The 25858-nt window shown below is 74.6% G+C and carries 23 protein-coding genes; 11 read left to right on the top strand and 12 right to left on the bottom strand.

Annotated elements, in window-relative coordinates:
* Positions 1-135: 135 nt before the first annotated feature.
* The 7 genes from D1J63_RS17730 to D1J63_RS17760 all read right to left on the bottom strand — a co-directional run bounded on the left by D1J63_RS17730 (position 136) and on the right by D1J63_RS17760 (position 7965).
* Complete coding sequence (locus D1J63_RS17730) at positions 136-813, bottom strand: response regulator transcription factor (RefSeq protein ID WP_125629886.1); 678 nt, start codon at positions 811-813, stop codon at positions 136-138.
* Positions 810-2063, bottom strand: a complete 1254-nt coding sequence (locus D1J63_RS17735; RefSeq protein ID WP_125629888.1) for a histidine kinase — start codon at positions 2061-2063, stop codon at positions 810-812. The genes D1J63_RS17730 and D1J63_RS17735 overlap by 4 nt, the downstream gene beginning before the upstream one ends.
* Positions 2064-2199: 136 nt before the next feature.
* Complete coding sequence (locus D1J63_RS17740; RefSeq protein WP_102928689.1) at positions 2200-2715, bottom strand: hypothetical protein; 516 nt, start codon at positions 2713-2715, stop codon at positions 2200-2202.
* 95 nt (positions 2716-2810) lie between these two features.
* The gene (locus D1J63_RS37200; protein WP_232250537.1) at positions 2811-3170 is read right to left on the bottom strand and encodes a hypothetical protein; all 360 of its coding nucleotides are present in this window, start codon (positions 3168-3170) and stop codon (positions 2811-2813) included.
* 76 nt (positions 3171-3246) lie between these two features.
* Positions 3247-5331, bottom strand: coding sequence for a TerD family protein (locus tag D1J63_RS17750; RefSeq protein ID WP_125629890.1), 2085 nt, complete (start codon positions 5329-5331; stop codon positions 3247-3249).
* Positions 5332-5536: 205 nt separating this feature from the next.
* Positions 5537-6562 carry a hemolysin family protein gene (locus tag D1J63_RS17755; RefSeq protein WP_102928685.1) on the bottom strand — a complete coding sequence of 342 codons (1026 nt, stop codon included), beginning with the start codon at positions 6560-6562 and terminating at the stop codon, positions 5537-5539.
* Positions 6559-7965, bottom strand: a complete 1407-nt coding sequence (locus D1J63_RS17760) for a hemolysin family protein (RefSeq protein WP_125629892.1) — start codon at positions 7963-7965, stop codon at positions 6559-6561. The genes D1J63_RS17755 and D1J63_RS17760 overlap by 4 nt, the downstream gene beginning before the upstream one ends.
* Before the next feature lie 293 nt (positions 7966-8258).
* On the opposite strand from D1J63_RS17760, the gene D1J63_RS17765 reads away from it, so the two are divergent.
* The 3 genes from D1J63_RS17765 (at position 8259) to D1J63_RS17775 (ending at position 10219) form a co-directional block, all read left to right on the top strand.
* Positions 8259-9275 (top strand): sporulation protein, encoded by a 1017-nt coding sequence (locus tag D1J63_RS17765; RefSeq protein ID WP_125629894.1) that lies wholly within the window; start codon positions 8259-8261, stop codon positions 9273-9275.
* 73 nt (positions 9276-9348) lie between these two features.
* Positions 9349-9804, top strand: a complete 456-nt coding sequence (locus tag D1J63_RS17770; RefSeq protein WP_102928683.1) for a tellurite resistance TerB family protein — start codon at positions 9349-9351, stop codon at positions 9802-9804.
* A gap of 178 nt (positions 9805-9982) precedes the next feature.
* On the top strand, positions 9983-10219 hold the full coding sequence (locus D1J63_RS17775; protein WP_125629896.1) for a twin-arginine translocase TatA/TatE family subunit: 237 nt from the start codon (positions 9983-9985) through the stop codon (positions 10217-10219).
* 20 nt (positions 10220-10239) lie between these two features.
* On the opposite strand, the gene D1J63_RS17780 is transcribed toward D1J63_RS17775, so the two are convergent.
* Positions 10240-11883, bottom strand: a complete 1644-nt coding sequence (locus D1J63_RS17780; RefSeq protein WP_125629898.1) for a penicillin-binding transpeptidase domain-containing protein — start codon at positions 11881-11883, stop codon at positions 10240-10242.
* Between the two features lie 17 nt (positions 11884-11900).
* On the bottom strand, positions 11901-12989 hold the full coding sequence (locus tag D1J63_RS17785) for a PHB depolymerase family esterase (protein ID WP_125629900.1): 1089 nt from the start codon (positions 12987-12989) through the stop codon (positions 11901-11903).
* An 85-nt stretch (positions 12990-13074) separates the two neighbouring features.
* Between D1J63_RS17785 and D1J63_RS17790 the strand changes: the two genes are divergently transcribed.
* Together D1J63_RS17790 and D1J63_RS17795 are read left to right on the top strand one after the other, a co-directional pair.
* Positions 13075-14037: a LysR family transcriptional regulator gene (locus D1J63_RS17790; protein WP_125629902.1), complete on the top strand. Its 963-nt coding sequence runs from the start codon at positions 13075-13077 to the stop codon at positions 14035-14037.
* Positions 14034-14912, top strand: a complete 879-nt coding sequence (locus D1J63_RS17795; RefSeq protein WP_125629904.1) for a serine hydrolase — start codon at positions 14034-14036, stop codon at positions 14910-14912. Before D1J63_RS17790 ends, D1J63_RS17795 begins: the two co-directional genes overlap by 4 nt.
* 539 nt (positions 14913-15451) lie before the next feature.
* On the opposite strand, the gene D1J63_RS17800 is transcribed toward D1J63_RS17795, so the two are convergent.
* Positions 15452-17080, bottom strand: a complete 1629-nt coding sequence (locus D1J63_RS17800; protein ID WP_125629906.1) for a right-handed parallel beta-helix repeat-containing protein — start codon at positions 17078-17080, stop codon at positions 15452-15454.
* 165 nt (positions 17081-17245) lie between these two features.
* On the opposite strand from D1J63_RS17800, the gene D1J63_RS17805 reads away from it, so the two are divergent.
* From D1J63_RS17805 to D1J63_RS17825, 5 genes are all read left to right on the top strand, one after another.
* A complete protein-coding gene (locus D1J63_RS17805; protein ID WP_102929085.1) occupies positions 17246-17617 on the top strand; it encodes a DUF6479 family protein in 372 nt (123 codons plus the stop codon).
* 186 nt (positions 17618-17803) lie between these two features.
* Positions 17804-18880: an aminopeptidase P family protein gene (locus D1J63_RS17810; RefSeq protein ID WP_125635562.1), complete on the top strand. Its 1077-nt coding sequence runs from the start codon at positions 17804-17806 to the stop codon at positions 18878-18880.
* Positions 18881-19001: 121 nt separating this feature from the next.
* Entirely contained in the window at positions 19002-19982 is a 981-nt protein-coding gene (locus tag D1J63_RS17815; RefSeq protein ID WP_125629908.1) for a nucleoside hydrolase, read from the top strand.
* A gap of 140 nt (positions 19983-20122) precedes the next feature.
* Positions 20123-21793 carry a glycoside hydrolase family 13 protein gene (locus tag D1J63_RS17820; protein ID WP_125629910.1) on the top strand — a complete coding sequence of 557 codons (1671 nt, stop codon included), beginning with the start codon at positions 20123-20125 and terminating at the stop codon, positions 21791-21793.
* 455 nt (positions 21794-22248) lie between these two features.
* A complete protein-coding gene (locus tag D1J63_RS17825; RefSeq protein WP_241235581.1) occupies positions 22249-23007 on the top strand; it encodes a hypothetical protein in 759 nt (252 codons plus the stop codon).
* Between the two features lie 18 nt (positions 23008-23025).
* Here the strand turns inward: D1J63_RS17825 and D1J63_RS17830 are convergent, their stop codons facing one another.
* Positions 23026-24375 (bottom strand): helix-turn-helix transcriptional regulator, encoded by a 1350-nt coding sequence (locus tag D1J63_RS17830; RefSeq protein ID WP_125629912.1) that lies wholly within the window; start codon positions 24373-24375, stop codon positions 23026-23028.
* Positions 24376-24487: 112 nt separating this feature from the next.
* Between D1J63_RS17830 and D1J63_RS17835 the strand changes: the two genes are divergently transcribed.
* Positions 24488-24667, top strand: a complete 180-nt coding sequence (locus D1J63_RS17835; protein ID WP_125629914.1) for a hypothetical protein — start codon at positions 24488-24490, stop codon at positions 24665-24667.
* Positions 24668-24723: 56 nt separating this feature from the next.
* Here the strand turns inward: D1J63_RS17835 and D1J63_RS17840 are convergent, their stop codons facing one another.
* On the bottom strand, positions 24724-25806 hold the full coding sequence (locus D1J63_RS17840; protein ID WP_125629916.1) for a hypothetical protein: 1083 nt from the start codon (positions 25804-25806) through the stop codon (positions 24724-24726).
* Between the last annotated feature and the right edge of the window lie 52 nt (positions 25807-25858).

The following is a 25858-nucleotide window of genomic DNA, read 5'->3' on the forward strand; positions in this document are numbered from 1 at the left end:
GTCCCGTCTCCTCATCCGTACGTCTTGCTGGCGTGACGGGGTGAAGAGTGCGGGGCCGGCTGCCCGCCGGGCGTCATACCCGGGAACCAATGTGGGACCGATACCCGGGTAGGGGGTCGGGGTCGGGGGGGCGGACTACTGCTCTCCGGGGGCCACCAGGCCCGACTCGTACGCGAAGACGACCGCCTGGGCCCGGTCGCGCAGGTCGAGCTTGGTCAGGACGCGGCTGACGTGGGTCTTCACCGTCTGCTCGGCCAGCACCAGCGTCCGCGCGATCTCCGAGTTGGACTGCCCGCGGGCCACGTGGGTGAGGACCTCGGTCTCGCGTTCCGTCAGAGCCTTGAGCCGCAGGGCCGGGTTGCCCCGGGCGACGGGGCGCTGCTTGGCGAAGTCCGCGATGAGGCGGCGCGTCACGGAGGGGGCGAGCAGCGCGTCGCCCGCGGCCACGACCCGTACGGCGGCGATGAGGTCGGCGGGCGGCGCGTCCTTCAGCAGGAAGCCGCTCGCGCCCGCCCGCAGCGCCTCGTAGACGTAGTCGTCGACGTCGAACGTGGTGAGCATGAGCACGCGCGGCCGGTGCGTGACCCCGGGCGGGGGCGCGAGCAGCCGGCGCGCGGCCTCCAGGCCGTCCATCTCGGGCATCCGCACGTCCATCAGCACGACGTCCGGATGTGTACGCCGGCTCAGCTCGACGCCCTGCGCACCGTCGGGGGCCTCGCCCACCACGTCGATGTCGCTCTGGGCGGCCAGCAGCGCGGCGAATCCGGCCCGCACCATGGCCTGGTCGTCGACGATGATGACGCGCGTCGTCACGTGAAGTCCTCTTCGGTCAGGGGAAGGTGTGCGGCGACCCGGAAGCCGCCGTCCGGCAGCGGGCCCACGTCGAGGGTGCCGCCGACGAGCCGCACCCGCTCGCGCATGCCGACGAGTCCGTGCCCGGTGCCGCCCGTTTCGAGCGGCCCGGCGGGCGGCTCGGGCGGCGGGCCGTTGACGACCAGGACGGTGAGCCGCTCCCCACCCCGGTCGCCGGCGGGCTCCGACACGGCCAGGGACACCCGCGTCGCGGCGCCCGGCGCGTGCCGTACGACGTTCGCCAGGGCCTCCTGGACGATCCGGTACGCCGACAGCCCCACCGCCTCGGGCACCTCGGCGGCGCGGGAGAGGTCGCAGGGGGTGAAGTCGACCGGCGCGCCCGTGCGCGCCGTCGCCTCCACGAGCTGCCCGATCTGCGCAAGGCCCGGCTGGGGCATCAGCTCGCCGGGCGCCTCCTCGCTGCGCAGGACGCCGAGGAGCCGCCGCATCTCGCCGAGGGACTCCCGGGCGGTCGCCGCGATGGACGTGAACTCCTCCCGCACGTGGGGCGGCAGCGTCGCGAGGCGGTACTCCGCGGTGTCCGCCTGGACCGTGATGACGGACATGTGGTGGGCCACCACGTCGTGCAGCTCGCGCGCGATGCGGGCGCGCTCCTCCAGCAGCGTGCGCCGGCCCCGCTCGGCCTCGCTGATGGTCTCCTGCTCGGCCAGCCTGCGCTGCACCTCGTACCGCTCGCGCAGCACCCCGCCCAGCAGGAGCGCGACGCCGCCGAGGATGGTGAACAGCAGTTCGCGGGCGCCGAAGCCGTGGGGGGCGGCGAAGCCCAGGCCGATGTTGGCGGCCGCCGTCACCAGCCAGACCAGCACCAGCGTCCGGCGCCGCTCGCGCAGGCCGAGGGCGAGGCAGAGGGCGATGTACCCGACGAGCTCCATCGGCGGGAACGGCCACAGCAGCCGCTCCTCGAAGTCGGCGGTGAGCAGGGCGAGCGCCCCGGCCACGTCCGCGAGCACGACCACGTACCAGGCGTGCAGCGGGCGTACGACGGCCAGGAGCAGCGGGGCCGCCTGCGCGACGGCCAGCGCGCTCGCGACGGGGCCGCCCAAGCCGTAGTCGGCGGTGAGGACCACGATGGTGGTGGGCAGCAGCACGACGCACAGCACGAACGCCACGGCCCACGGCAACGCCCGCACCCACCGCCGCGAAGCCCCCGCGAGCAGCGCGCGGGGGCGCTCCTCCTCCACTGAGGTCATGGTCACCAGACTAGGTGCCCGGCCGCGCCGCGCCGTCCCCCTGGAGAGCCAACCCGCAGTGATACCCCGGTAGGGGGTGGGTGCGGCGGGGCCACCGTACCGAAGTGGGTCGAGGGGGGTCACTCCGGCCGGCCGGTCAGACGGAGGCCGCCGCCGTCCACTCCCGCAGCAGCGCCAGGCGCTGTTCCCGGGTGGGGGCGACGTCCTCGGGCTCCTCCCGGCGCCAGCCGACCAGCTCCCCGACGGTGGTGGTGCCGTCGGCGAGGCGGGCGAGGAGGGTGCGGGAGAGTTCGTACTCGTCCGGGGTGTGGATACCACCGGTGACGGCCGCCAGGACGCTCGCCTCGACCGTGCCGTCGCCCTCCGTCTCCACGCACACCGTGAACTGCGGCGGCAGCTCGCCGTCGCCCGTGAACAGCACGACGAACGAGTCGAACGCCATGGACGCCAGCCGCCGCCGTTCGGACCGCACGGCCACGTCCCGCACGTCCAGCCCCCGCACCTCGTCCCACCCCCAGGACCGCCCGTCCTGCTCCTGCCCCAGGACCTCCACCCCACCCTCGGTCAGCCGCACACCGGGCGCCGTACCGGTGGGTTCGGCACCCAGGTACACGCACTCCTCAGTGATCCAGAACAGGCCGACCATGGTCATGGGTGTCTCCCCGGCGGTGCGGTTTTCGCTGTCGTGGGGGGAGACGAACGCGATCACGCGCAGGTTCCCCCCGGCCGGGAACGTCAACGCTCCCTTCACCGCAGGTCATTGACGTGGAACTCCATCCACTCGACTCCCGGGACGACGAAACGGGACCCGATGCTCACCGAGGCCACCCCGTCGAATTCACCGTCCGCCGTCGGGGCGCCCAACGCCCAGGGCGATGCGAGCAGCCAGGCGCTTCGCAGAACGGTGTGGAGCGCGGCCGCCGGACCGACCGCCCCGAGCGGCGACATCAGGCACAGCTGCGCCAGCTCCGGGTATCTCCCGTACCGCTCGTAGGTCTCGGTCCGGAGAGGCCGGTCCAGCCGGGCCGCAAGCCGGCCGACCACACGCTCGGCCGCGCGCCGGTCGTTGGCACGTATGTGGCAACGCCACCAGATCGTCTCGAACACGCACCGAGTCTCACTCCCCGGCGCGGAACAGCCCCGGCCGCCCGCGTGGCCGGGGCTCCTCGGCTCCGTTCGGTGATCAGGTCGCGGCGGCGCGCTCCGCCGAGGGCGCCGGTCGCGGAGCCGACCGGTCCAAAGAGGCGATGACGGAGCCGTGGAACCGATGCACGGCGTCGTCGACGCTGCGGATGAAGCCCGACTCGGTCTTGCCGCGGGAGTTGCCCATGCCCTTGAAGAGGGAGAGCCGGAAGCCGGTGATCTGGGCGCCGTTCTTCGGGAGCATGTCCCCGGGTTCCGGGCGGAGTCGCTCCAGGGTGCCCCGCGGTCCGCCCGCCTCCCCCTCGACCAGGGTCTCGACGTGCAGGTCGGCCGGTGCCTCGGCCAGCCGCCTGATGAGGCGCTTGGACCAGGTCAGGGGGTAGCCCTGCTCGGGTGCGGGGATGTCGAAGGACGTGCGCAGCTTGCCGGTGCGCAGGTCGGCGGTGATCGCCAGGACGCCCGGGGTGCCCTCGATGCGCAGTTCCGCGTGCAGTCTGCCGTCCGTGCAGAGGCGGTCCGCCATGTCGGCCCGCCGTGCCTCGGGGTCGGCTCCGCGCTTGGCACGCCGTACGGGGAGCACCTTGTGCCCGAGCTCACCGCCGAGTCCCAGACAGACCTGCCTGATGAGACGCTCCCAGCTCTCGACCACCTCCAGCAGGCGCGGGTCGCCCTGGCACAAAGTCTCGTCGTCGATGCCGCGGCGCACGGGCACCCAGGCCGCCCCCATGTTCTGGAAGCCGTGGCAGCCCGAGTTCTCGTGCTGGAGATAGTGGAGAAGCTCCTGCAGCAGCCAGGCGTGTGCGGCGTTGCCGACGCCCTCGTGCCGCAGCAGCATCTGCGCCTGGTGGGCCACCTCGGCCCAGGACAGGTGCCACAGGGCGACCTTGTGCTTGCGCCGGCCGTCGATCTTGATGTCGACGAGTGGGCTGCCCTCCAGCGCGACGTCGTTGGACAGCGTGATGACGGCCTCGTAGCCACGACGCGCGGCGATGTCCGCGTACGCCTGCACCTGTTCGGGCTTGAGGGCGTTGCCATTGGTCTTGGTCTCGACCAGCGCGGTCCACAACTTGCCGGCCCGCTCGACCCGGATCACGCCGTCGGGACGGCGCGGGGTGTCGCCGTGCGGCAGCGAGACCTCGGTGAAGGTCTCCATGCGGCCGGCCGGAGCGCCGAAGGCGGCGGTGAGTCTCCTGCCGAACTCGGGCACCTGCGCCATCACCGACAGCAGCACCGAGGTGGCGCGCATCTCACGATCCCGGTCGCTCTTGAGCGCGGACACCGGGAAGAGCCTCGCCTCTCTCCAGGAGTCGTTCTCCGCGAGGGACTTCTTCACCACCTTGGGCAGGGTGACCTTCTTCTTGGCGGTGCGCGGCCGTGCGGTGGCCTTCTTCGGCGGCGCGTCCTCCTCGGACCGCCGGGGAGCGGGAACCGCTTCCAACGTCGTGGGCGGCACCTGCTCCGCCGACGCCACGGGCGAGGGCTCCGGCTGCCCGGCACGGGTCGGTTGCTCCTCGGTGCCGGACGCGGGCCGCGCGGTGTCCTCCGCCTCTTCGTCCGGCTGCTCGTCCGCAGCGGCCGCGTCGTCCTCGATGTCCACGCCGAAGTCCGTCGCGAGCCCGGCCAGGCCGTTGTCGTATCCCTGGCCGACGGCCCGGAACTTCCAGTCCTCACCACGCCGGTACAGCTCGCCGAAGATGAAGGCGCTCACCGACCCGGCGTCCTCGATCTCGAACCGCAACAGGTCGTCGCCGGTTCCGTCGGCCAAGGTCATACGGAGGTCGTCCAGCTCCCCGAAACTGGCGCCCTCGTACCGGCTCGCCGCGACGACCACGCGCTCGACGTCCGGCGCGACCGCCGTCAGGTCGAAGACGATGCGGTCCTCGCTCCCCTCACCCGCGGGGCCCTTGCCCAGGAGCTGCACACTGCCGTCGGCAGCGACCGGATTGTTGTAGAAGTAGAAGTCGGCGTCACTGCGCACCTTCCCCTGTCCGCCCAGCAGGAGAACGGACACGTCCGCGTCGCCCTCGCCGGTCGGGCTGGCCCACCCCAGGCTCACGATCACCGAGCCGACGCTGTCGCTCAGCGCCGACAGGGCGATGTTGGACCCCTTGACCATGTCGTGCATGGAACCCCCCAGACACTTGCTCTCGAGCCCGGACGGGCTCCCCTCGCCCGTCCGCCATCACGCGCTGTGTGACACACGGCACAGTCAACGCACGGCGGCACTCTAATGCGTGGTGGGGGCAATCGGGGGCGGAGTACGCAAGGCGCCCGGTTCGGGGCACCGGTGCGCGGCCGGCCGGTGGGGCGGCCGGCCGCGTCGGGGCCCGCTAGGGCGCCACCGGGGTCGTCGGGCCCACCAGTTCCGTCAGGACGTCCTCCATCGTGACGAAGCCCAGGACCGCGCCCGTCTCGCCGGTGACGGCGGCGAGGTGGCTGTCCTCCGTGCGCAGGGCGGTGAGGGTGTCGTCCAGGGGGGTGTCGATGCGGACGCGGGTGACGCGGTGCAGGGCCGTGCGCGGGAAGGGGCTCTCGCGGTCGGTCAGGCCCAGGGTGTCCTTGATGTGCAGGTAGCCGAGGACGGTGCCGCCGGGGCCGGTGACCGGGAAGCGGGAGTAGCCCGCGTGGGCGGCCAGGCGTTCCAGCTCGGCCGGGGTGACCGTGTGCGGGACCGTGCGCATCTTCTGGACCGGGACCAGGATCTCGCCGACCGGGCGGGTGCCCAGTTCCAGCGCGTCGCGCAGGCGTTCGCCGTCGGCCGGGGTGAGCAGTCCGGCCTCGCTGGCGTCGACCACCATGCGGGCCAGCTGGTCGTCGGTGAAGACGGCCTCGACCTCGTCCTTCGGCTCCACCCGCAGCAGCTTGAGGAGCGTGTTGGCGAAGGCGTTGATGCCGAACACGACCGGCTTCAGGGCCCGGGTGAGGGCGACCAGCGGCGGGCCGAGGAGCAGCGCGGTGGTCGCCGGGGCGGCCAGCGCGATGTTCTTCGGGATCATCTCGCCGATCAGCATGTGCAGGTACGTCGCCAGGGTCAGGGCGATGGCGAAGGCGACCGGGTGGACCAGGGCGTGCGGCATGTGGACCGCCTCGAACACCGGCTCCATCAGGTGCGCGATGGCCGGCTCCGCGACCGCGCCGAGCACCAGGGAGGAGACGGTGATGCCGAGCTGGGCCGTGGCCATCATCTGGGAGATGTGCCGCAGGCCCCACAGGGTCATCCGGGCCCGCTTGTCGCCCGACTTCGCGCGCGGCTCGATCTGGCTGCGGCGCACCGAGATCATGGCGAACTCGGCGCCCACGAAGAACGCGTTGGTCAGCAGCGTCAGCGCGCCGATGAAGAGCTGTACGACGGTCATCGGGCCAGCTCCCGCTCTTCGTGCGCCGACCGGTCGCCGGCCGACTGCTCGCGCGGCGCGTCCTCGGGCGCCGCGTCTCCGTGCGCCGGCGACGCGTCGTCCGGCGCGGGGGCCGTGACGCGCAGGCGGTCGGCGCGGTGGTGGTCGACGTCGAGGACGTCGATGCGCCAGCCGTCGAGGGCGACCACGTCGCCCTTGGCGGGGATGCGCGTCAGGTGGGTGGCGACCAGGCCGGCCAGGGTCTCGTACGGGCCCTCCGGCGCGGTCAGGCCGATGCGCTCCAGGTGGTCCAGGCGCAGCGAGCCGTCGGCCTCCCAGGCCGCGCGGCCGTCCTCGTCGGCGGGGGCGGGCAGCAGGTCCGGTATCTCGACCGGGTCGTGCTCGTCGCGCACCTCGCCGACGACCTCCTCGACGATGTCCTCGACGGTCGCCACGCCCGCCGTACCGCCGTACTCGTCGATGACGACGGCCATGGTGCGGGTGGCGCGCATGCGCTCCAGGAGGCGGTCGGCGGGCAGGCTGTCCGGCACCAGGAGGGGCGCGGTGGCCAGCTCGGTGACGGGGGTGGTCCGGCGCTCGTCCGGCTCCAGGGCCAGCACGTCGCGGATGTGGACCGTGCCGACGACGTCGTCCAGGCTGTCCCGGTAGACCGGGAAGCGGGACAGGCCGGTGGCGTGCGAGAGGTTCGCGGCGTCGGCGGCGGTGGCGTGGGCCTCCAGGGCCTTGACGTCCACGCGCGGGGTCATGACGTTCTCCGCGGTCAGCTCGCTCAGGTGGAGCGTACGGACGAACAGCTCCGCCGAGTCCGCCTCCAGGGCGCCCTCCGCGGCCGAGTGCTGGGCCAGGGCGACCAGTTCCTCGGCGCTGCGGGCGGACGCCAGTTCCTCGGCCGGTTCCAGGCCGAAGCGGCGCACGAAGCGGTTCGCCGTGTTGTTCAGGTGCCGGATGAAGGGGCCGAAGGCGGTGGTGAAGCCGCGCTGCGGGCCCGCGACGACCTTCGCGACGGCCAGCGGACGCGAGATCGCCCAGTTCTTGGGGACCAGCTCGCCGACGACCATCAGGACGACGGTGGACAGGATCACGCCGAGCAGGGTCGCCACCGTGGAGGCGGCGCCGCCCAGGCCGATCGCCGTCAACGGGCCGCGCAGCAGCACGGCGATCGACGGCTCGGCGAGCATGCCGATGACCAGCGAGGTCACGGTGATGCCGAGCTGGGCGCCGGACAGCTGGAGGGTCAGCGAGCGTACGGCCTTCAGGGCGCCGTCGGCGCCGCGCTCACCGGACTCGGCGGCCCGCTCCAGGTCACCGCGCTCGACGGTGGTGAGGGAGAACTCGGCCGCGACGAAGAGCGCGCACGCGAGGGTGAGGAGGAGGGCCAGCAGGAGCAGCAGGACCTCGGTCACCGTGCCACCCCGCTTCCCTCACGCGTAACCGGGGGAACAGACGGGCCGGCCGTGGCACGGCCGGTACTAGGGGGCTCCATTACGGAACGGGACTCCTTAACGGGGTCGGTGGGCGCCGGTACCAGCCGGGCACCCGAGGGTTCTCCCTCATGGTAAAGGACGAGCAAAAAGATCGGGAGTCCTGAGACCCCTATGCTTCTACTCGCCTGTAGAGAACGGCCGGAGGATTCCGGTTGTTCCCACGGGTGCTCTCGCAGGAGTTCCCGCACGAACGTGAAGGAGTGAACGCCTCGATGGTGTTCAAGCGGCTGCTCGGTTCCCTCGGTGTGGGCGGACCCACGGTGGACACGGTCCTCGACCCGGGCGCCGCCCGACCGGGGGGCATGCTGTCGGGCCGGGTCCACCTGGTCGGCGGCACCGTCGACCACGACGTCGAGCAGGTCGCGCTGGAGCTGGTGGCCCGCGTGGAGACCGAGCACGAGGAGCACGGCGACGGAGAGGGCGTGATCGCCTTCGACCGGCACGTCGTCGGCGGCGCCTTCCGGCTCGCGGCGGGCGAGGAGACCAGCCTGCCGTTCGCGGTGCCGCTGCCCTGGGAGACCCCGGCCACAGAGCTGCACGGGCAGCCCCTGGGCATCGTGCTCGGCGTGCGCACGGAGCTGGCGGTCGCCGGCGCCCGGGACAAGGGCGACCTGGACCCGCTGACCGTGGCGCCGCTTCCGGCCCAGGAGGCCGTCCTGGAGGCCCTCGGACAGCTCGGCTTCGGCTTCCGCTCCGCCGACCTGGAGTACGGCCGCATCGGCGGCACCGGTCAGCAGCTGCCCTTCTACCAGGAGATCGAGCTGACCCCGCCCCCGCGCTACGCCCACCAGGTCAACGAGATCGAGCTGACGTTCCTGGCCGTTCCAGGCGCCCTGGAGGTGGTGCTGGAGGCGGACAAGCGAGGCGGCCCGTTCGCCGACGGACACGAGGGTCACGGCGGCCACGACGCGCTCAGCCGCTTCTCCGTGCCGCACGAGGGCCCCGCGGGACCGCAGGACTGGAACGCCCTCGTCGACGGCTGGATCCAGGAGCTGGTCGAGCACCGTGCGTCGTACGGCTCCCACGCGGTGTACGGCCACGAGTCCGGGTACGCCGGTCACGAGTCGGGATACGGCGATCACGGGTCGGGGCACTCGGGCGGTGGGCCCGGGATCGGCGCCGCCGTCGTCGCGGGCGCGGCGGGGATCGCCGGGGGGATGGTGGCGGCGGAAGTCGTCGACGAGGTGGGGGACTTCTTCGAGGGCGACTCGGAGGACGAGGAGGACTGATAACTTCTACAGTGCTGTAGAGGGTCAGGATCACCCCCTTTCCCTTCCGACCGGTACGGAGTACGGAGTTCTCATGGCCCTGTGGGACCGCTTCAAGGAGTCCGCGTCGCAGATGCAGACGCAGCTCGTGGCGAAGAAGAACGACCTCAAGAGCGGTGCCTTCCGCGACGCGAGCATGGCGATGTGCGCGCTGGTCGCCGCGGCCGACGGCACCGTCGACCCCTCGGAGCGGCAGCGGGTCGCCCAGCTGATCTCGACCAACGAGGTGCTGCAGAACTTCCCCGCCGACGACCTGCGCCGCCGGTTCGAGGAGAATCTGGACAAGCTGACCGCCGACTTCGCCTTCGGCAAGGTCGGCATCCTCCAGGAGATCGCCAAGGCGAAGAAGAAGCCCGCCGAGGCCCGGGCCGTGGTGCAGATCGGCATCGTGATCGGCGGTGCCGACGGGGACTTCGACAAGGACGAGCGCGCCGTGGTCCGCGAGGCCTGCTACGCCCTGGACCTGCCGCCGCACGAGTTCGACCTCTGAGGCCCCTGAGGCCCCTGAGGCCTCTGCGGCCTCTGCGGCCCCTGAGGCACTGAAGCCCCCGGGGCCTCCGCGACCTGCGAGGCCCCGGCCCGCGGCGCCGGGACCGCCGACCTTGCCGTAGATTCCGTGTGCGGGCCCGTGCCGCGGGCCCGCACCGCACGTTCACCAGGGGAGCACCGTGTTCGGACTCAGCGAACTCGCGATCATTCTCATCGTCGTCGCCGCCGTCCTCGCCATCAAGAAGCTCCCCGAGCTGACCCGCTCGGCGGGCAAGTCGGCCCGCATCCTCAAGTCCGAGGCCCGTGCCGCGAGGGACGCGGACGAGCCGGGGACCCCGCGCGTCATCCAGGGGGAGGCGGTCCGGCGCGAGGACCCCGACACCGGCACCGGCACCCAGGACACGCCCCGGGGCTGACCCGCCTCCCGCCGGCCCGGTCAGGACGGGTCCTCCGGTACGGCCGACAGCAGGCTGTGCACGACCGGCCCCGCCGAGCCGCCGCCGGTGACGCCCTCCTCGACCACGACGGCGACGGCCACGTTGCCCCGGTGGGCGACGAGCCACCCGTTGTTGTCCTGGTCGTCGGAGACCTCGGCGGTGCCGGTCTTGGCGCCGACCTCGCCGGGCAGGTCGGCCAGCACGCGCGCGGTGCCGTCGGTGACGGTGGCCCGCATCAGCTCGCGCAGCTGGGCGACGACCTCGTCGGGGAGCGGCTCGGTGCGCGTCCCGTCCTGGTTGCCCGCGGTCAGCGACGGCTGGTGGAACTCGCCGGAGACCGCGGTGGCCGTCACCGACGCCATGATCAGCGGGTTGGCCTGGACCCGGCCCTGCCCGATCATCGACGCCGCCTTCTCCGTCGCGTCCTTGGGCGCCGGCACCGAGCCGTCGTACGTGGGGATGCCGACGTGCCATTCCTGGCCGACCCCGAAGTAGGTGCGGGCGACCTTGCCCAGCTCCCCGTCGTCGAGCTTGCCGCGCAGGCTGATGAAGGCGGTGTTGCAGGACTCCGTGAAGTCCTTGCGGAAGGTGGCGCCCGGGTGTTCGGAGGTCTCGACGTTGTGGAACTCCTTGCCCACCGTCAGGTACTTGGGACAGTCCACGACGTCGTCGGGCGCGACCGCGCCCTTGAGCAGCAGGGCGCTGCTGGTGACGATCTTCCAGGTGGAGCCGGGCGCGTAGGTGCCGGAGGCGGCGCGGTTGAAGCCGGAGGAGGGGGAGTTGGCGAGGGCGAGCACCTCGCCGTTGTCGACGCGCAGGGCGACCAGGGCGGCGTTCTTGCCGTCGGCCTTCCCGAGCGCCTTCTCGGCGGCCGCCTGCCAGGTGGCGTCCAGGGTGGTGCGTACGGGCCGGTCCGCCGTCGCCGGGTCGGGCTTCTTGCCGAAGGAGGCCTCGGTGCGCACGGTCCGGCCGCTGGCCCGGTCGACCAGTTCGACCGCGCCGCGCGGACCGCCGCCACCGCCCGCGGCACCGGCGAGCCGGCCCAGGAGCGGGGCCAGGGAGGGGTAGTCGGCGCCCACGAGGGAGGTGCCTTCGCGGTCCGTGACCTTCGGCGGGGCGGTCTCCTCGCGCTCCAGGCGGAACTTCTCGGTGTCACTGAGCCTCGGGTGCACCAGGGACAGCCGCCAGTCCACCTTCCAGCCGCCGCCGTCCTGCTCGCGCAGCGGCAGCCGCGACTCGTACGTCCAGGTGCCCAGGCCGGTGACCGGCATCCTCGCGGTGAACGGGACACCGAGGGTGCCGTCCTCGTCCTCCTTCACCCCGTCGTCCGCCGCCGTCAGCTTCGGCTTCTCGATGTCGAGGCCCGCGGTGAAGCTCTGCAGCACCTCCTGCGCCTTGTCCGGTTCGGTGGTGCGGCCCGCCGCGCTCGGCAGGCGCCCGGCGGCCCAGTCGGCGAGGAAGGCGCGCGCCTGTTTCATCGCGGCGGGGTCGGGGCCGTCGTCGCCGCGCGCGAAGGGGCCGAACCCGGCGGCGTACGAGCCGCCCGCGGCGATCGCGAGCACGACCCCGACGGCGGCGACGGCCCGCACACCGTTGCGGGGCCTGCGGCGGCGGGGGGAGGCGAGGTAGGGGGAGTCGGACATGGGAAGGTCCTTGTCGGTCAGCGGCCGGGGCCGGGGTCAGGGTCGGCGTCGGAGTCGGGGCCGGGGTCGGTGAAGAAGTCGAGGATCGTGTCGGTGGCGTTCGGGGCCTTGCCGACCGGGCCGAATCCCTCGGGCGGGGGCACGGTCGAGCCCGGCCAGGTGTGACCGGCGTCGTGGACCACGAGGAGTTGCACGGTGCCGTCGGGCCGCCGGTCGCCGCCGGGGGCGTCGGCCGCCAACCGCCACACCGTCCGGTCGTAGCCCTTCTCCTCCCGTGTGACCGGCTCGCCCGCGCCCCCGGCCTGCGCGAACGCCGCCGCGGTGTCCCGGGCCGACCGGGTCGGCAGGATCGGCTCCTCGGGGTCCGGCGGCGGGGTGGGCAGACCGGCGAGGGGCCGTACGGGGTCGTCGGCGCCGTAGACGACCATGACCGGGACGGGCCCGGTGGGCTCCACCGCGGCGTCGCCCGTGGGCAGCTGGCCGGAGACGGAGGCCGCGCCCGCGAGCAGGGCGGGGCGCTCGGCGGCCATGCGCAGGGCCATCGAGCCGCCGTTGGAGAACCCGGCGACGTAGATCCGCTCGGGGTCGGCCCGCTCGGTGCGGACCAAGTGCTTGATCAGCGCCTCGGTGAACCGTACGTCCAGGTCGGGATCGGGGCGCTGCTTCGTCGCCCGGGTGCCCGCGCCCCAGCCGTGGCCCAGGCCCTCGGGGAAGGCGACGAGCATGCCCCGCGCGGTGGCCGCCTTCTCCAGCCGGGTCTTCGCGCGCAGCTCGGCGGCGTCGGCGCCGCGGCCGTGGAAGGCGACTACGAGAGGCCGCGGGCCGTCGGCGGTGGCGGACGCGGGGGTGGAGGCGGGCCGGTGCAGGAGGTACTGGCGGACGTCGCCGTCCACCCGGAGCTGTTCGCGGGTTCCGGGTGCCGCGGTAGCCGTACCCGTACCGCCGCCGGTGCCGCCGCCGGTGCCGCTACTGGTGCCGGACGACCCGCTCGACGGCGGTGCCGCGTCCGGACGGTCGGCGTCGGTGGCGCAGCCGGCCAGCGGAAGGACGAGGGCGAGGGCGAGCACGCCGGGCCAGCGGCGGGAACGTTCACCAAAGGAGAGCATGGCCCGAGGAGAGCAACCCCGCGGAGCCCCTGTCCAAGACCGATATGGATGTCGGATCGATCAATCCCCGATATGATTACTGGTCGTGGACCTGGTGCGGCACCTGGAGTGCTTTGTGGCTGTTGCAGAAGAGTCACACTTCGGGCGTGCCGCCGCCCGGCTCGGCATGGCCCAGCCACCCCTGTCGCAGCGCATCCAGCGGCTGGAGAAGGAGCTGGGTGTCCGGCTCTTCGAGCGCACCAGCCGCCAGGTGACGATCACCGAGGCGGGCACGCTGCTGCTCGCCGAGGCCCGCGAGCTGCTGGCCCGCGCCGAGTCCCTGCGGACCGCCGCGCGGCGCATCCGGGACGGCGAGAGCGGCCTGCTGCGTGCCGCCCTGTCCCCCGACATCTCCGGCGAGACCGTCGCCGCGCTGCTGGCCGGCTTCCGGCGCCGGCACGCGGGGCTCGAACTGGAGCTGCACGAGCTGACCACCGCCCAGCAGCTCGCCGGGTTCGCCGCTCACGAGCTGGACGTCGGCCTCATCCACCACCCCTGCGACGTCACCGGCCTGGAGCTGGGCCCGGTGCTCCGCCGCGACCTCGGCGTACTGCTGCCGCGCGGCGCCCCGCAGACCGGGCTGGACGAGGTGCCGCTCGCCGCCCTCACCGGCTACGACCTGGTCCTCTTCCCGCGCGCCGACGCCCCCGCGGTCTACGACGACCTGCTCACCGCCTGCGCCCGGGGCGGCTACACGCCCCCGGCCGTACGGCACGGCCAGGGCGCCAGCTTCGTCCGCGGGCTGGTCCTGTCGTCCGGGGCCGTCGCCCTCGGCCCCCGCGACACCCGGCTCGTGACCCCCGGCGACCCGGACCTGGTCTGGCGCCCGCTGGCCGGGGCGCCGCCCGCGTGGCGGCACTCCGCGGCCTGGCCCAGGGGGCGCGGCGACGCCGCCGTCGGCGCCTTCGCGGACGCGGCCACCCACGCCCTGCGCACCACGGCCGGCGCCCACGCCGAGACGGCCGCCCGGCCGCTGCACCTTCGTCCGGCATCGGAGTTCTGGCTATGACCGACACCGCCACCGCCGCCCGGCTCGACGCGGCCTTCGCCGACGCCGGGGTCACCGGGTGGCTGCACGCCGTGGACATCGACTCGGGGGCGCAGGTCGGGACCGGGGCGGACCAGGCGGTGTGCACGGCGAGCGTCCACAAGGCGTGTGTACTGGTGACGCTGCACGAGCTGGCGGCGGCCGGGGCGCTGGACCTGACCGAGCAGGTCGAGTGCCCGCCCGCCGGACGCACCCCGGGGCCCACGGGGCTCGCGGCCATGCTCGACCCGGTACGGCTGTCCCTGCGCGACGCGGCGTACCTGATGATGTCCGTCAGCGACAACACCGCCGCCGACCTGCTGCTGCGCCGGGTCGGTCTGGACGCCGTCAACCGCACCACCGCCCGGCTCGGCCTCACCCGGACGCGGGCGGTGTACGGCTTCGGCGAGATGCTGGGCACCATGCGCGAGGACGCCGGGCCCGACGGTGCCCGGGCGCTGACCGACCCGCACGTCATCACCCGGCTGCGCGCCCTGGACCCGGCCCGCACCAACCGCAGCACGCCCCGGGACATGACCCGCCTGCTCGGCGCGGTGTGGCGGGACGAGGCCTGCCCGCCGGAGTACGGCGCCGCGATGCGCCGGATCATGGGCCTCCAGGTGTGGCCGCACCGTCTGGCCGCCGGCTTCCCCTTCGACGACGTGCACGTGGCCGGCAAGACCGGCAGCCTGCCGACGCTGCGCAACGAGATCGGCGTCGTCGAGTACCCGGACGGCGGCCGCTACGCCGTCGCCGTCTTCACCCGCACCGCCCACACGGCGGCCGTGCTCCCGGCAGCGGACGCGGTGATCGGCACCGCGGCCCGGATCGCGGTGGACGCGCTGCGAGCACCCTGACAACACGGAGACCACCACACCGCCCCACGCCGCCGAGCCGCCCCACGCCCCCTCACCGGCCCACGCCGCCGCACTGGCCCGCGTCGCCTTAACCGTCCGCGCCGAGTCATCAGCCCCACGTCGCGGCTTCGGCCCACGCCACACCGCCAGCCCGCGCCGCCCATGCCGACCCACGTCACCCCGCCGACCTGCGTCGGCCCACGCCGTCCCGCCGTCCCGCGCCAACCCGCCAGCCCACGTCGCCCCGCCGACCTGCGTGGGCCCACGCCGTCCCGCCAGCCCGCGTCACCCCGCCGATCCGCGCCGTCCCGCCGGCCCGCGTCGCCCCCGCCGGGCCGCGCCAACCCGCCGGCCCGTGTCGCCTCACCGTCCGCGCCGACCCATCAGCCCAGGTCGCGGCTTCAGCCCACACCACACACCGCCGACCCCGCCGGCCCGCGCCGCCGCGCCGGTCCACGCCGTCCCCGCCGGCCCGCGTCGCCACCGCCGGGCCGCGCCGACCCGCCAGCCCGCGTCACCTCACCGTCCGCGCCGAGCCCTCAGCCCGCGTTGTCGCGCCAGCGGCCGCCGCTCGGTGCCGAGTCGAAGCGGGTGGGCGCCGCGGCGTTGCCGCTGAAGTCGTTGCCGGAGACGCGGCCGCCGGTCCAGGTGGCCTCGGGCGCGATCCACACGGCGTGGATCTGGGTGCGGGGGTGCCCGTCGTCGCGGACGCGGTTGCCGTGGACGTACGGGTGGGTCACGGCGGCCGCGGCGGTGAGGCCGGTGCGCGGGGCCGGGCAGTCCGGGAGGCGGTAGGCGGTGCCGGGGCCGGGGGTGCCGTCGGGCCAGGCGGTGTCGGCACCCGGGCGCCTCGGGGCGAGGGTCAGCCCGGTCGCGGTGTTGTCGACGACCACGGCGGTGACCTCGGTCTCCCCGGGGCCGCCGACGGTCAGCTCCTTGCCGCGGTGGCCGCCGGGGAGCCAGTCGGCCCGTTCGTCGGTCAGGGACAGCGGCCCGCAGTGGACGCCCTCGCCGCCGCCCCGGGTTCCAGGTGCGGCGCGGCGGCCGTTGCCGCGGATCCGGTTGCCGAGGAACGCGGGCTCGTGCAGTGGGGCGTCGACGCGGATGCCGTCCAGCGCGTTGTCGTGGATGTCGTTGGACTCCAGGACGATGTCCGTGGCGGGTTCCTGGTCGCCGCCGGCCAGGTTGTGCTCCCAGTAGCCGTACCGGCCGTTGTTGCTGACGCGGTTGCCGTGGAAGCCGTACGGCCCGGGGGTGTTGCCGAGCGCGATGCCGTCCCCGGGGTTGGCGTCGATCACGCACCCGGTGACGATGCCGCCGCGGCCGCCGACGCTCGTCGTGCCCTGCGCCGACACGTCGAACCCGGCGACGTGGTTGCCGAGCATGGTGCAGCCGGTGACGATCAGCCCGTCGGCGCCCCAGTCGGAGATGCCGTAGCGGTTGTCCTCGGTGTGGCAGGCGGTGATGCGGATGCCGCGGGGCGGGACCCAGTGGTCCTGCTGGAGTTCGAGGAAGATGCCGTTGGTGCCGTTGCCGCGTGCGGCGCAGTCGGTCACCGCCAGCCGCTCGACCGGCCCCCACCCGCCGACCCCGATCCCGATGCCGGCGCCGCCCATCTCCTCGCCGGGGTCCTGCCGCCCGCACCGCTCGGTCAGTACCCCCTCCACCACGGTGTCCTGGAGGAAGTCGCACCCGAAGCCCGTGGCGGCGGTGTCGTGGATGTACAGGTCGGTGAAGCGCCCGCGCAGCACGTACTGCAGACCCAGGCCCTTGGCCAGGACCTCGTACTCCTCGGTCTCCACGCGCAGGCCGTCGATCTCGAAGTGGGCGAAGGTGACGTCGGCGATGTGGCGGTCCCGGCCCGCGCCGTGCTGCGCGGTGGTGAACCAGGCCAGCGGCACCGGCCGGGTGGGCGCTCCGGGGTTGGACAGCTCGAAGCACGTGGCGCCGCGTCCGGCGCCGACCAGCGAGACGCCGCTGCGCCAGAGCACCGGCCGGTCCCGGACCGCGTAGCGCCCGGCGGGCACGCGTACGGTGCGCGGCCGGCCGTCGGCGGCGGTGGCGTCGCCGAGCGCGTCCACCAGTTTCTGCAGGGCCGGCCCGTCGTCGGCGACGCCGTCCCCGACCAGGCCGTACTCATGGGCGTCGGCCGTCAGCGGCGCGGTCATGGGCGTGCTCCTTCCACCGGTTCCGGTGACGCGGGAGGGGACGGAGGCCCGAGGCCGACACCGCCCCGTGCCGCCCGGGTACCAGCCCCCGGCCCACCCCAATCACGGAACGGAACCCCAGACATATCAGGCGCTTTATCTCATTTGGGGGTACATAATCAGAACATGAGTACGGCAACGTATGTACTGCTGGCCGCGCCCTCGGGCGGGCTGAAAGTGGTGGTGGTCTTCGTCATCGGGCTGGTGATCGCCGGCGCGTTGATCTGGGCCGTGCGCAGGGGCATCGGGGTCATGATCCGGGAGCCCGACCGACCCCGCGCCGACGAACAGCCGCACCTTCCGGACACCGGCCCCGTCCACGAGGAACGGGAGATGCGCGAACCCGACGAGATCCCGCTGAACGAGGACGGAAGCCCCCGGCTCATGCCCTACCAGCTGCACCACGCGGGCAGCCGCCGCGGCGACGACCAGCACCGGCGCCGCTGGTCGCCGGGATCGAGCGGATCCTTCGGCGGCGGTGGGCCGGGCCGCGTCTGAGTCGCCGTGGCCCACGCGGGCCGTGCTCCGGCGCCGGCCGCGCACGGCCCGCCCGAGGCGGGTGAGGCACACGTGACCGACGAGACCAGTGGGACCCGCGAGGCCGGCGGGACCGGTGAGACGCCCGTGCCGGGCGCGGGTGACGACACCCCGGCCTCCTTCACGGACGAGGTGTACGCGGCCCGCATGGAGCGCACCGCGTACGAGGCCGCCGCCCTCGGGCTCGCCGGGGTGCTGGTCACGCCCAGCCCCGACATGGTGTGGCTGTGCGGCTACCGGCCCACCGCGCCCACCGAACGCCTCACCCTCCTGGTGCTCACCGCCAATTCCCAGCCCCGGCTGCTGGTGCCGGCGGTCGACCGGCCGTCCGCCGAGGCCGCTCCCGGCGCGGGCGCGCTCCGCGTCTTCGACTGGTGGGAGGGCCAGGACGCCTACGCCGCCGCGGCCGGGCTGCTGCGTCCGCACGGCCGCTACGCCGTCTCCGACGCGACCTGGGCGCTGCACCTGCTCTGCCTCCAGAGCTCCCTTCCGCTCGCCACCTACCAGCCGCTGTCCGTCGTGCTGCCCATGCGGCGCGCGGTGAAGGACGAGCAGGAGGTGGCCCGGCTGGCAGCCGCGGCAGCGGCGGCGGACGCCGCGTACGAGGAGGTCCTCGGGCTGCGCTTCGGCGGGCGCAGCGAGCGCGAGCTGGCCGCCGACCTGGCCGGGCTGCTGTGCGAGCACGGCCACAGCCGGGTCGACTTCACGGTGGTCGGCGCCGGCCCGCACGCCGCCGACCCGCACCACCGGCCCGGTGACCGGGTCATCGGGGACGGCGACATGGTCGTCCTGGACTTCGGCGGCCTGCGCGACGGCTACGGCTTCGACACCGCCCGCACCGTCCACGTCGGGGTGCCGACGGACGAGGAGCGCCGGGTCCACGAGACGGTACGGGCCGCACAACGGGCGGCGTTCGAGGCGGTGCGGCCCGGGGTGTCGTGCCAGGAGGTCGACCGGGCGGCCCGCGCGGTGCTCGAGGAGGCCGGCCACGCCGGGCACGGCGCGCTCCGTACCGGCCACGGCGTCGGCGTCACCACCCACGAGCCGCCCTATCTGGCGGAGGGCGAGGAGCAGCCGCTCGAACCCGGCATGTGCTTCTCCATCGAGCCCGGCATCCACCTCCCCGACCGCTTCGGCGTCCGCATCGAGGACGTGGTGACCTGCACGGACGACGGCGGCCGGCGCCTCAACACCACCTCGCACGAACTGGCGATCGTCCACTGACGCCCCGCACCGGACACCCCGCCCGCCGCCCGGGGACGGGGCGCGCGCCCCGGGCCGCGGGGTCACGTGCCGAAGCCGCGTAGGGTCACCGGCGCACCACACGCACCGTAAGGAGCCCGCCGTGACGACCGCCTCCGACCAGCAGCAGCCCATTCCGGTGATCATCGACTGCGACACCGGCATCGACGACGCCCTGGCCCTGCTGCTGGCGGTCCGGCACCCGCGCCTCGACCTGCGCGCGGTCACCTGCGTGGCCGGGAACACGGACGTGGCGGGGGTCGTCCGGAACACGCTGACCGTGCTGGAGCGGGCCGGCGCGCCGGACGTCCCGGTCGCCCGGGGTGCCGAGCGGCCGCTGATCGAGGGCGTGCGCACCGCGCGGCACGTGCACGGGGACGACGGCATGGGCGACCTCGGGCTGCCCGCCCCCACCCGCGCCCCCGCCGGCGTGGACGCGGTGACACTGCTGCGCCGGGAGATCCTCGCCTCCCCGCGGCCGGTCACCCTGATCCCCACCGCGCCGCTGACCAACATCGCGCTGCTGCTGCGCACCCACCCGGAGGTCACCGGCAACATCGAGCGGATCGTGTTCATGGGCGGCGCGGTGGCCACCGGCAACGCGACGCCGGTCGCCGAGTTCAACGTGTGGCACGACCCGGAGGCCGCCGCGATCCTGCTCACGGCCGGGGTGCCGATCACGATGTACGGCCTCGACGTGTTCGAGCGGGTGATCGTGCCCGGCGCCGACGTACGGCGGCTGCGCGCGAGCGCCGAGCCCGGCACCCGGCTCGCCGGCGACCTGCTCGCCCACCGCGGTCCGGCCACCGACGTCACCGACCCGGGCGGCGGGCTCGGCGACGCGGGCGCGGTCTGCGCGGTGATCGACCCCGGCGGCCTGACCACGCGACGGCTGCCCGTCGAGGTGTCCCTCGCCCCCGGCCCCGCACGCGGCCAGACGCTCGTCGACCGCCGTCTGCGCGTCGGGGAGTCCGAGCTGCACGACGGCACGCGCGAACAGCCGCTGGTCGACGTGGCGTTGGACGTGGACGTGGCCCGATATGTGGCGCTGTACCTCGGCGCGGTCGAGCGCACGGAGGCATAGCCACCGGCGCGTCGCGGGCGCACGGGTTCGCTTTTCGGGTGATCTGGACAGAAGTAACGGATCGGTTCGTGTCGTCCCACGTGGCCCGAACCACGTACCGCGAACCGCATACGCGCACCACGTACCGCGAAGGAGGCCGCGTGACCGTACGCAGCACCGCCGGCACCCCCGACCTGTCGTCCAGGGACCCCAACTGGTGGCGGCAGGCCGTCATCTACCAGGTCTACCCCCGCAGCTTCGCCGACGCCGACGGCGACGGTCTCGGCGACCTGCGCGGCGTCACCCAGCGCCTGACCCACCTGGCCGCCCTCGGCGTCGACGCCCTGTGGCTGAGCCCCTTCTACCCCTCCGAACTCGCCGACGGCGGTTACGACGTCGACGACTACCGCGACGTCGACCCGCGTCTCGGCACGCTCGACGACTTCGACGCGATGGCCGCCGAGGCCCACCGGCTGGGCCTGAAGGTGATCGTCGACCTGGTCCCCAACCACACCTCCCACCGCCACGCGTGGTTCCGGGAGGCCCTGCGGGCGGGCCCGGGTTCCGCGGCCCGCGACCGCTACGTCTTCCGGGACGGCAAGGGAGAGCACGGTGAACTGCCGCCCACCGACTGGCAGTCCGTCTTCGGCGGCAGCGCCTGGCAGCGGGTGCCCGACGGGCAGTGGTACCTGCACCTGTTCGCACCCCAGCAGCCCGACCTCAACTGGGAGAACGAGCAGGTCCGCGCCGACTTCCGCACCACGCTGAGGTTCTGGTGCGACCGGGGCGTCGACGGCTTCCGCGTCGACGTCGCGCACGCGCTGGTCAAGGACCTGACCGAGCCGCTGCGCGACCTCGGCGCCCCCGAACTGAGCGGCGAGGCGGCCCTCGCTCGGTTCGCGCCGGGCACCCACCCCTTCTACGACCGCGACGACGTCCACGAGGTCTACCGCGACTGGCGCAAGATCCTCGACGCGTACACCCCGCCCCGCACGGCCGTCGCCGAGGCCTGGGTCCCGGGCGCCCGGCGCGCGCTGTACGCCCGCCCGGACGAACTGGGCCAGGCCTTCAACTTCGAGTACCTGCAGACCGGCTGGGACGCGGCCGAGCTGCGCGAGGTCATCACCGGTTCGCTGGCCGACGCGCGGGCCGCCGGTGCCTCGGCGACCTGGGTGCTGTCCAACCACGACGTCGTCCGCCACGCCACCCGTCTGGTCCTGCCCCCGGACACGGACACCGACGCGTGGCTGCTGTCCGGCGGCAAGGCCCCCGCCGTCGACGCGGCGACCGGGCTGCGCCGGGCCCGGGCGGCGACACTGCTGATGCTGGCGCTGCCCGGCTCGGCGTACCTCTACCAGGGCGAGGAACTGGGCCTGCCCGAGGTGGCCGACCTGCCGACCGAGGTCCTCCAGGACCCGATCTGGGAGCAGACCGGGCACGTCCGCAAGGGCCGCGACGGCTGCCGGGTGCCGTTGCCGTGGACGACCGGCGGGCCGTCGTACGGCTTCGGCGCGGGCGCGGCGTGGCTGCCGCAGCCGCCGGGTTTCGCCCGGTACGCCGTCGAGGCCCAGGACGGGGTGGCGGGCTCGACGCTGGAGCTGTACCGGACGGCCCTGCGCCTGCGCCGCAAGCTGCTCGACGGCGAGGAGCTGACCTGGTCGGACGACGTCCCGGCGGGCGTCCTGCGGTTCGACCGCTCGGACGGCTGGCGCTGCGTCACCAACCTCTCCGGCGCCGCGGTCGACCTGCCGGCCGGAGAGGTCCTGCTGAGCAGCGCGCCGCTGGAGGACGGCCGGCTGGGCCCGGACACGACGGTGTGGCTGGCCCTCTGACCGGCCCGCCGACCGGCCACCCGGGTCCGCTGACCGGCCGCCCGGGTCCGTGCCCCGGCCCGGCGCGCTCACCCGGACGGCCGCGCACGCTGGTGGCCGGGCGGCGACGGTGGTGCCGTGGAGGGGTGGCCGATCCCGCACGGCGCCGGTCGCACCGGCCCTCCAGGAGGCACCGACAGGAGGCACCGATGCAACACGCCCCCGCCGCCCGCCCATCGCTCACCCCCACCCGCCCGGCACCCCCCACGACCACCACCGCCGCACACGCCCCGGCCACCCCAGAACCACCGCCCGCCACCACCCCGGCCCGCGCGTCGCTCACGCCCGCCACCACCACACGGGCATCACTCACCCCAGCCACCCCTCGACCGTCGCCCGGCACCACCGCACCCCCGACGCCCCCCACCACCGTCCGCACGGCATCCGCCGCCACCAGCCGTTCGCTGCGTTGTGCCGTGCTCTCGGCCGTGTTGGTGCTGGCGGTGAGTGCCTGTGGGGCGGGTGGTGGGCGGGGGGCGGGGCCGTCGGCGGGGACCACGCCGCCGACCGCGCAGTCCCCCGCCACGCTGCCGTCGCCCGCCCTGCCGCCGGTGCTCACCCGGGGGCAGGCGCGGGCGGCCCTGATCACGGCGGCCGACCTGGGGGAGGCGTGGGAGCCGACGCGGGGCGCGGCGACCTGGCGGGACGAGGTGCTCAAGACCACGGCGGGACGGACCGACCGGCCCGACTGCCGGCGCCTCCTCGACGTCCTCTACACCGAGGACCTCTTCGGCGGGAGCGCCACCACCGCACCCCGGGCCACGGTCGCCCTGGACGACCCGGACGGCGGGGCCCAGCTGCACTACCGGATCACCTCCTACCGCGCCGCCGACATCGACGGCACGCTGGCGTGGCTGGCGACGCTGCCGGACGCGTGCGGGCACTTCGAGGCGCGGGCCGAGGCCGCCCGGGGCGCCGCCCGCGACGTCCGGGTCACCGCCCTGACGCCGCCGGAGGCGGGGGACGCGCGCGGCGGCCTGCGGGTGACGGTGAGCGACACCCGCGCCGAAGAGACCCTCACCGTGGACCTCGTCGCCGTCCGCGTCGGAGACGACGCGCTCAGCCTCACCAACGGCACCCTCGACGCGCCGGCCGACGACGCGACCCGGACGGCCGTCGAGGTGGGGACGGAGCGGCTGACGGAGGCCCGGCGGCAGGGCCGGGCCCAGGTGTAGCCGGAGGGCGCGCGAGGGCTACAGCGGCGGCTGGGCGGGCGCCGGGCCCAGGGTGGTGGTGCCGGGCGCGGTGCGGTGACCGAGGCCCGTGCGGTAGGCGTCCAGGGCCGCCTCGACGCGGCCGGTGCGGCGCAGCAGGTCGCCGAGGAGCCGGCACAGGTCGGCGAGGTCACCGGCCGCGCCGGCCCGCTCCAGCAGGCTCAGCGCACGGACGTAGTGCTCCTCGGCGGCCTCGGTGTCCCGGGCGTCCTCGGCGATGATGCCGAGCAGCCGGTGCGCGCCCGCGGAGTGCACGGCGCCGCGTTCGGAGGAGAGGTCGTCGAGGACCCCGCGCAGCAGCTCGGCGGCCTCCTCGGACTTGCCGCGCCGGTGCAGCACGTCGGCCAGTTCGACGGCGACCTGGCTGCTGTAGAGGGCGGCCCGGGAGGCCGACAGCATGCCGAGGGCCTCGCGCATCTCCTCCTCCGCGCGGGGCAGTTCGCCGTTCTGCGCGCAGACGTAGCCGCGCATCCAGTGGCAGTTGGCCAGCTCGGTGCGCAGGCGCAGCGTGCGGTACAGCTCGGCCGCCTTGGCCAGCGAGGCGTCGGCGTCGGCGAGGCGGCCCTCGGCGAGCAGGGTGCGGGCCACGGACCGGTGCATGCGGGCCACCAGCGCGGGGTCGCCGGCGCTGGGCGCGAGGGAGAGGGCGAGTTCGGCGGCCTGGGCGGCGCGCGCGTGGGCGCCCATGTCCATGTACGGGCCGATGGCGCTGGCGTAGAGCAGCAGCAGCGCGTCGGGGTCGTGCAGGCCCCCGCGGTTCAGCTCGTCGAGGGTGGACTCCAGCAGGTAGACGGCATACCGCAGTTCACCGGCGAGGTAGTGGGCCAGGGCGCGCCCGCGTACGGCGGGGACGCGGACGGGCAGCGGTGCGCCGGCGTCGGTGAGGCACTGCTCGGCCCGCTCGAAGTACTGCCGTCCGGCGGACAGTTCGCCGGTCTCCACGGCGCACTCCCCGAGTCCGAGCAGGGCGGCGGCCCGCTCCTCGGCCAGCTCGTACGCCTCGGCCTCGGCGAGCAGTTCGGTGTACTGCCCGGCCGCCTGCTCGGCGCCCTCGGTGGCGAGGGTGCGCTGCGCCTCGGTGAGCCGCAGCCGCAGATCGGTGGCGAGCCGTGCCGGGCGCCCGGTGGCCAGCTCCTCGTAGCCGACGCCGAGCCGTTCGGCGAGGTGGCGCAGCGCTTCGTCTGAGGGCCGGACGCGGCCGGCCTCCAGGGTGGAGATGTAGGCGGCCGTGTAGGCCGGTTCCGCGAGCTGGCGCTGGGTCATCCCGCGTTCGGCGCGCAGCCGCTGCACCCGGCGTCCGACGGCGTTTCGGTCGTCACGGTCCCCCACTGCCAACTCCCCAGGTGGCTCTTGCCGTTCGGCTCGGACGGCTCTAGGTTAAACGGCGTATTAAGCGCGCTTAACCGTGCTTGACACATCCCCTGATGCCGCAGAGGACACCGTGCCCGTACGCTCCCGCACCGCCGAACGTTACGCCAGAGCCCTGGCCGCCGGCCTCGTCGCCGTGGCCGCCCTGCTGCTGGCCGCCAACGCGGCCCCCGTGGACGCGACACCGGACGCCCCGGCCCCGGCGTCCGACACCGTCCCCGCCCCGGACGACCTGGCCGCCGCGACTCGTTAGTCCGCCACGCGCCCGCCCACCCGTCCGTCGTCCCACCGACCCGCGGGGTGCTGCGCTCACCCCTGCGTCTGGAGGCGGCTCAGTTCGCGTTGGACGTGGTCCAGCGCACCCTCGCGGCTGCCCGGCACCCGGCCACGCAGGGCTGCCAGCGGCGCGCCCAGTTCGCGGGCGCGTCCGGCGTCGCGGATGCGGCCCCACTGGTGGTGGGCCCGGTCGACGGCCGCCTCCACGGCGGGCGCCTGCGGGGCCTGCCCGGCGCCGAGCCGGGTCTCGGCCACCGTCAGCCAGGCACGGCAGCTGCGCACCGGGTCGCCCGCGAACATCGCCAGGTCGGCCCGGACCTCCGTCCAGTGCAGCGCGTCCTCGGAGGCGGGCCCGTACGCGTGGGCCGCGGCCCGCTCGTGCCGGGCGGCGAGCGCGTCGGCGTCCCCGTGCCGCCCGGCCTGCACGGCGGCGGCGATGACGGCGTGCGGGTCGCCCGCCACCGGCCCCGGCGCCGTCAGCACCAGGTCCGCTCCGGCCGCCACCGCGCCGCCGCCCGCGGCGTCGGCTGCGGCCCGGGCCAGCGCCTGCTGGTGCAGCTCGTCCGGCGGCGGCCGGTGCCCGCTGCGCAGGATCGTCGCGACGGCCCGCATGTACGCCGGGACGGCCACCGTCCGCCGTGCGGGCGGCGGCGCGATGCGACCGTAAACGGCGTTGTTGCGCCCGGAGTCCAGCACGCCGGTCCGCAGCCACTGCCACGTCTCGTGGTCGGCGTGCAGATCGAGCAGCAGCGTCGTCGCGCCGCTCGGCCGCAGCCGCAGCTCCTCGCGGATCCAGTGCCAGGGCAGGGCGGTGTAGCGGACGTTGGCCGGGGTCGTGCGGGCCAGCGCCAGGTGCGGCAGGCGCTGGCGCCGGTCCAGCTGGAGCTGCCCGGCGACGTAGACGGTGAGCGGTCCGGGGGCCGCCGCCGCGGCCCGCAGCCGGGTGAGGACGGCCTGCGGCTCCAGCGGGTCGGCGAGTTCGACGACGTTCGCCGTGTCCGCGCCGGAGAGCACGGCGGGCGGCACGGCCGCGAGCACGGGGAGCACGGAGGCGGCGTCCACCAGGCATCCACGGCCCACGGGCGACGCCGCGAGCAGCAGCACGGTTCCGGGCATGTCCCCTCCCCTGTCGGATTCCCGTCGATTCCCGTCGGTCACCGTCGATCAC

This window comes from Streptomyces sp. KPB2 (genome assembly GCF_003950055.1).
Classification (GTDB): Bacteria; Actinomycetota; Actinomycetes; order Streptomycetales; family Streptomycetaceae; genus Streptomyces; species Streptomyces salinarius.

Excerpts from the sequence above, each read along its gene's own strand:
- D1J63_RS17735 (WP_125629888.1), bottom strand. The coding sequence starts at position 2,063 with ATGACCTCAGTGGAGGAGGAGCGCCCCCGCGCGCTGCTCGCGGGGGCT.
- D1J63_RS17740 (WP_102928689.1), bottom strand. The coding sequence starts at position 2,715 with ATGACCATGGTCGGCCTGTTCTGGATCACTGAGGAGTGCGTGTACCTG.
- D1J63_RS17750 (WP_125629890.1), bottom strand. The coding sequence starts at position 5,331 with ATGCACGACATGGTCAAGGGGTCCAACATCGCCCTGTCGGCGCTGAGC.
- D1J63_RS17755 (WP_102928685.1), bottom strand. The coding sequence starts at position 6,562 with ATGACCGTCGTACAGCTCTTCATCGGCGCGCTGACGCTGCTGACCAAC.
- D1J63_RS17765 (WP_125629894.1), top strand. The coding sequence starts at position 8,259 with ATGGTGTTCAAGCGGCTGCTCGGTTCCCTCGGTGTGGGCGGACCCACG.
- D1J63_RS17770 (WP_102928683.1), top strand. The coding sequence starts at position 9,349 with ATGGCCCTGTGGGACCGCTTCAAGGAGTCCGCGTCGCAGATGCAGACG.
- D1J63_RS17780 (WP_125629898.1), bottom strand. The coding sequence starts at position 11,883 with ATGTCCGACTCCCCCTACCTCGCCTCCCCCCGCCGCCGCAGGCCCCGC.
- D1J63_RS17785 (WP_125629900.1), bottom strand. The coding sequence starts at position 12,989 with ATGCTCTCCTTTGGTGAACGTTCCCGCCGCTGGCCCGGCGTGCTCGCC.
- D1J63_RS17795 (WP_125629904.1), top strand. The coding sequence starts at position 14,034 with ATGACCGACACCGCCACCGCCGCCCGGCTCGACGCGGCCTTCGCCGAC.
- D1J63_RS17800 (WP_125629906.1), bottom strand. The coding sequence starts at position 17,080 with ATGACCGCGCCGCTGACGGCCGACGCCCATGAGTACGGCCTGGTCGGG.
- D1J63_RS17805 (WP_102929085.1), top strand. The coding sequence starts at position 17,246 with ATGAGTACGGCAACGTATGTACTGCTGGCCGCGCCCTCGGGCGGGCTG.
- D1J63_RS17810 (WP_125635562.1), top strand. The coding sequence starts at position 17,804 with ATGGAGCGCACCGCGTACGAGGCCGCCGCCCTCGGGCTCGCCGGGGTG.
- D1J63_RS17840 (WP_125629916.1), bottom strand. The coding sequence starts at position 25,806 with ATGCCCGGAACCGTGCTGCTGCTCGCGGCGTCGCCCGTGGGCCGTGGA.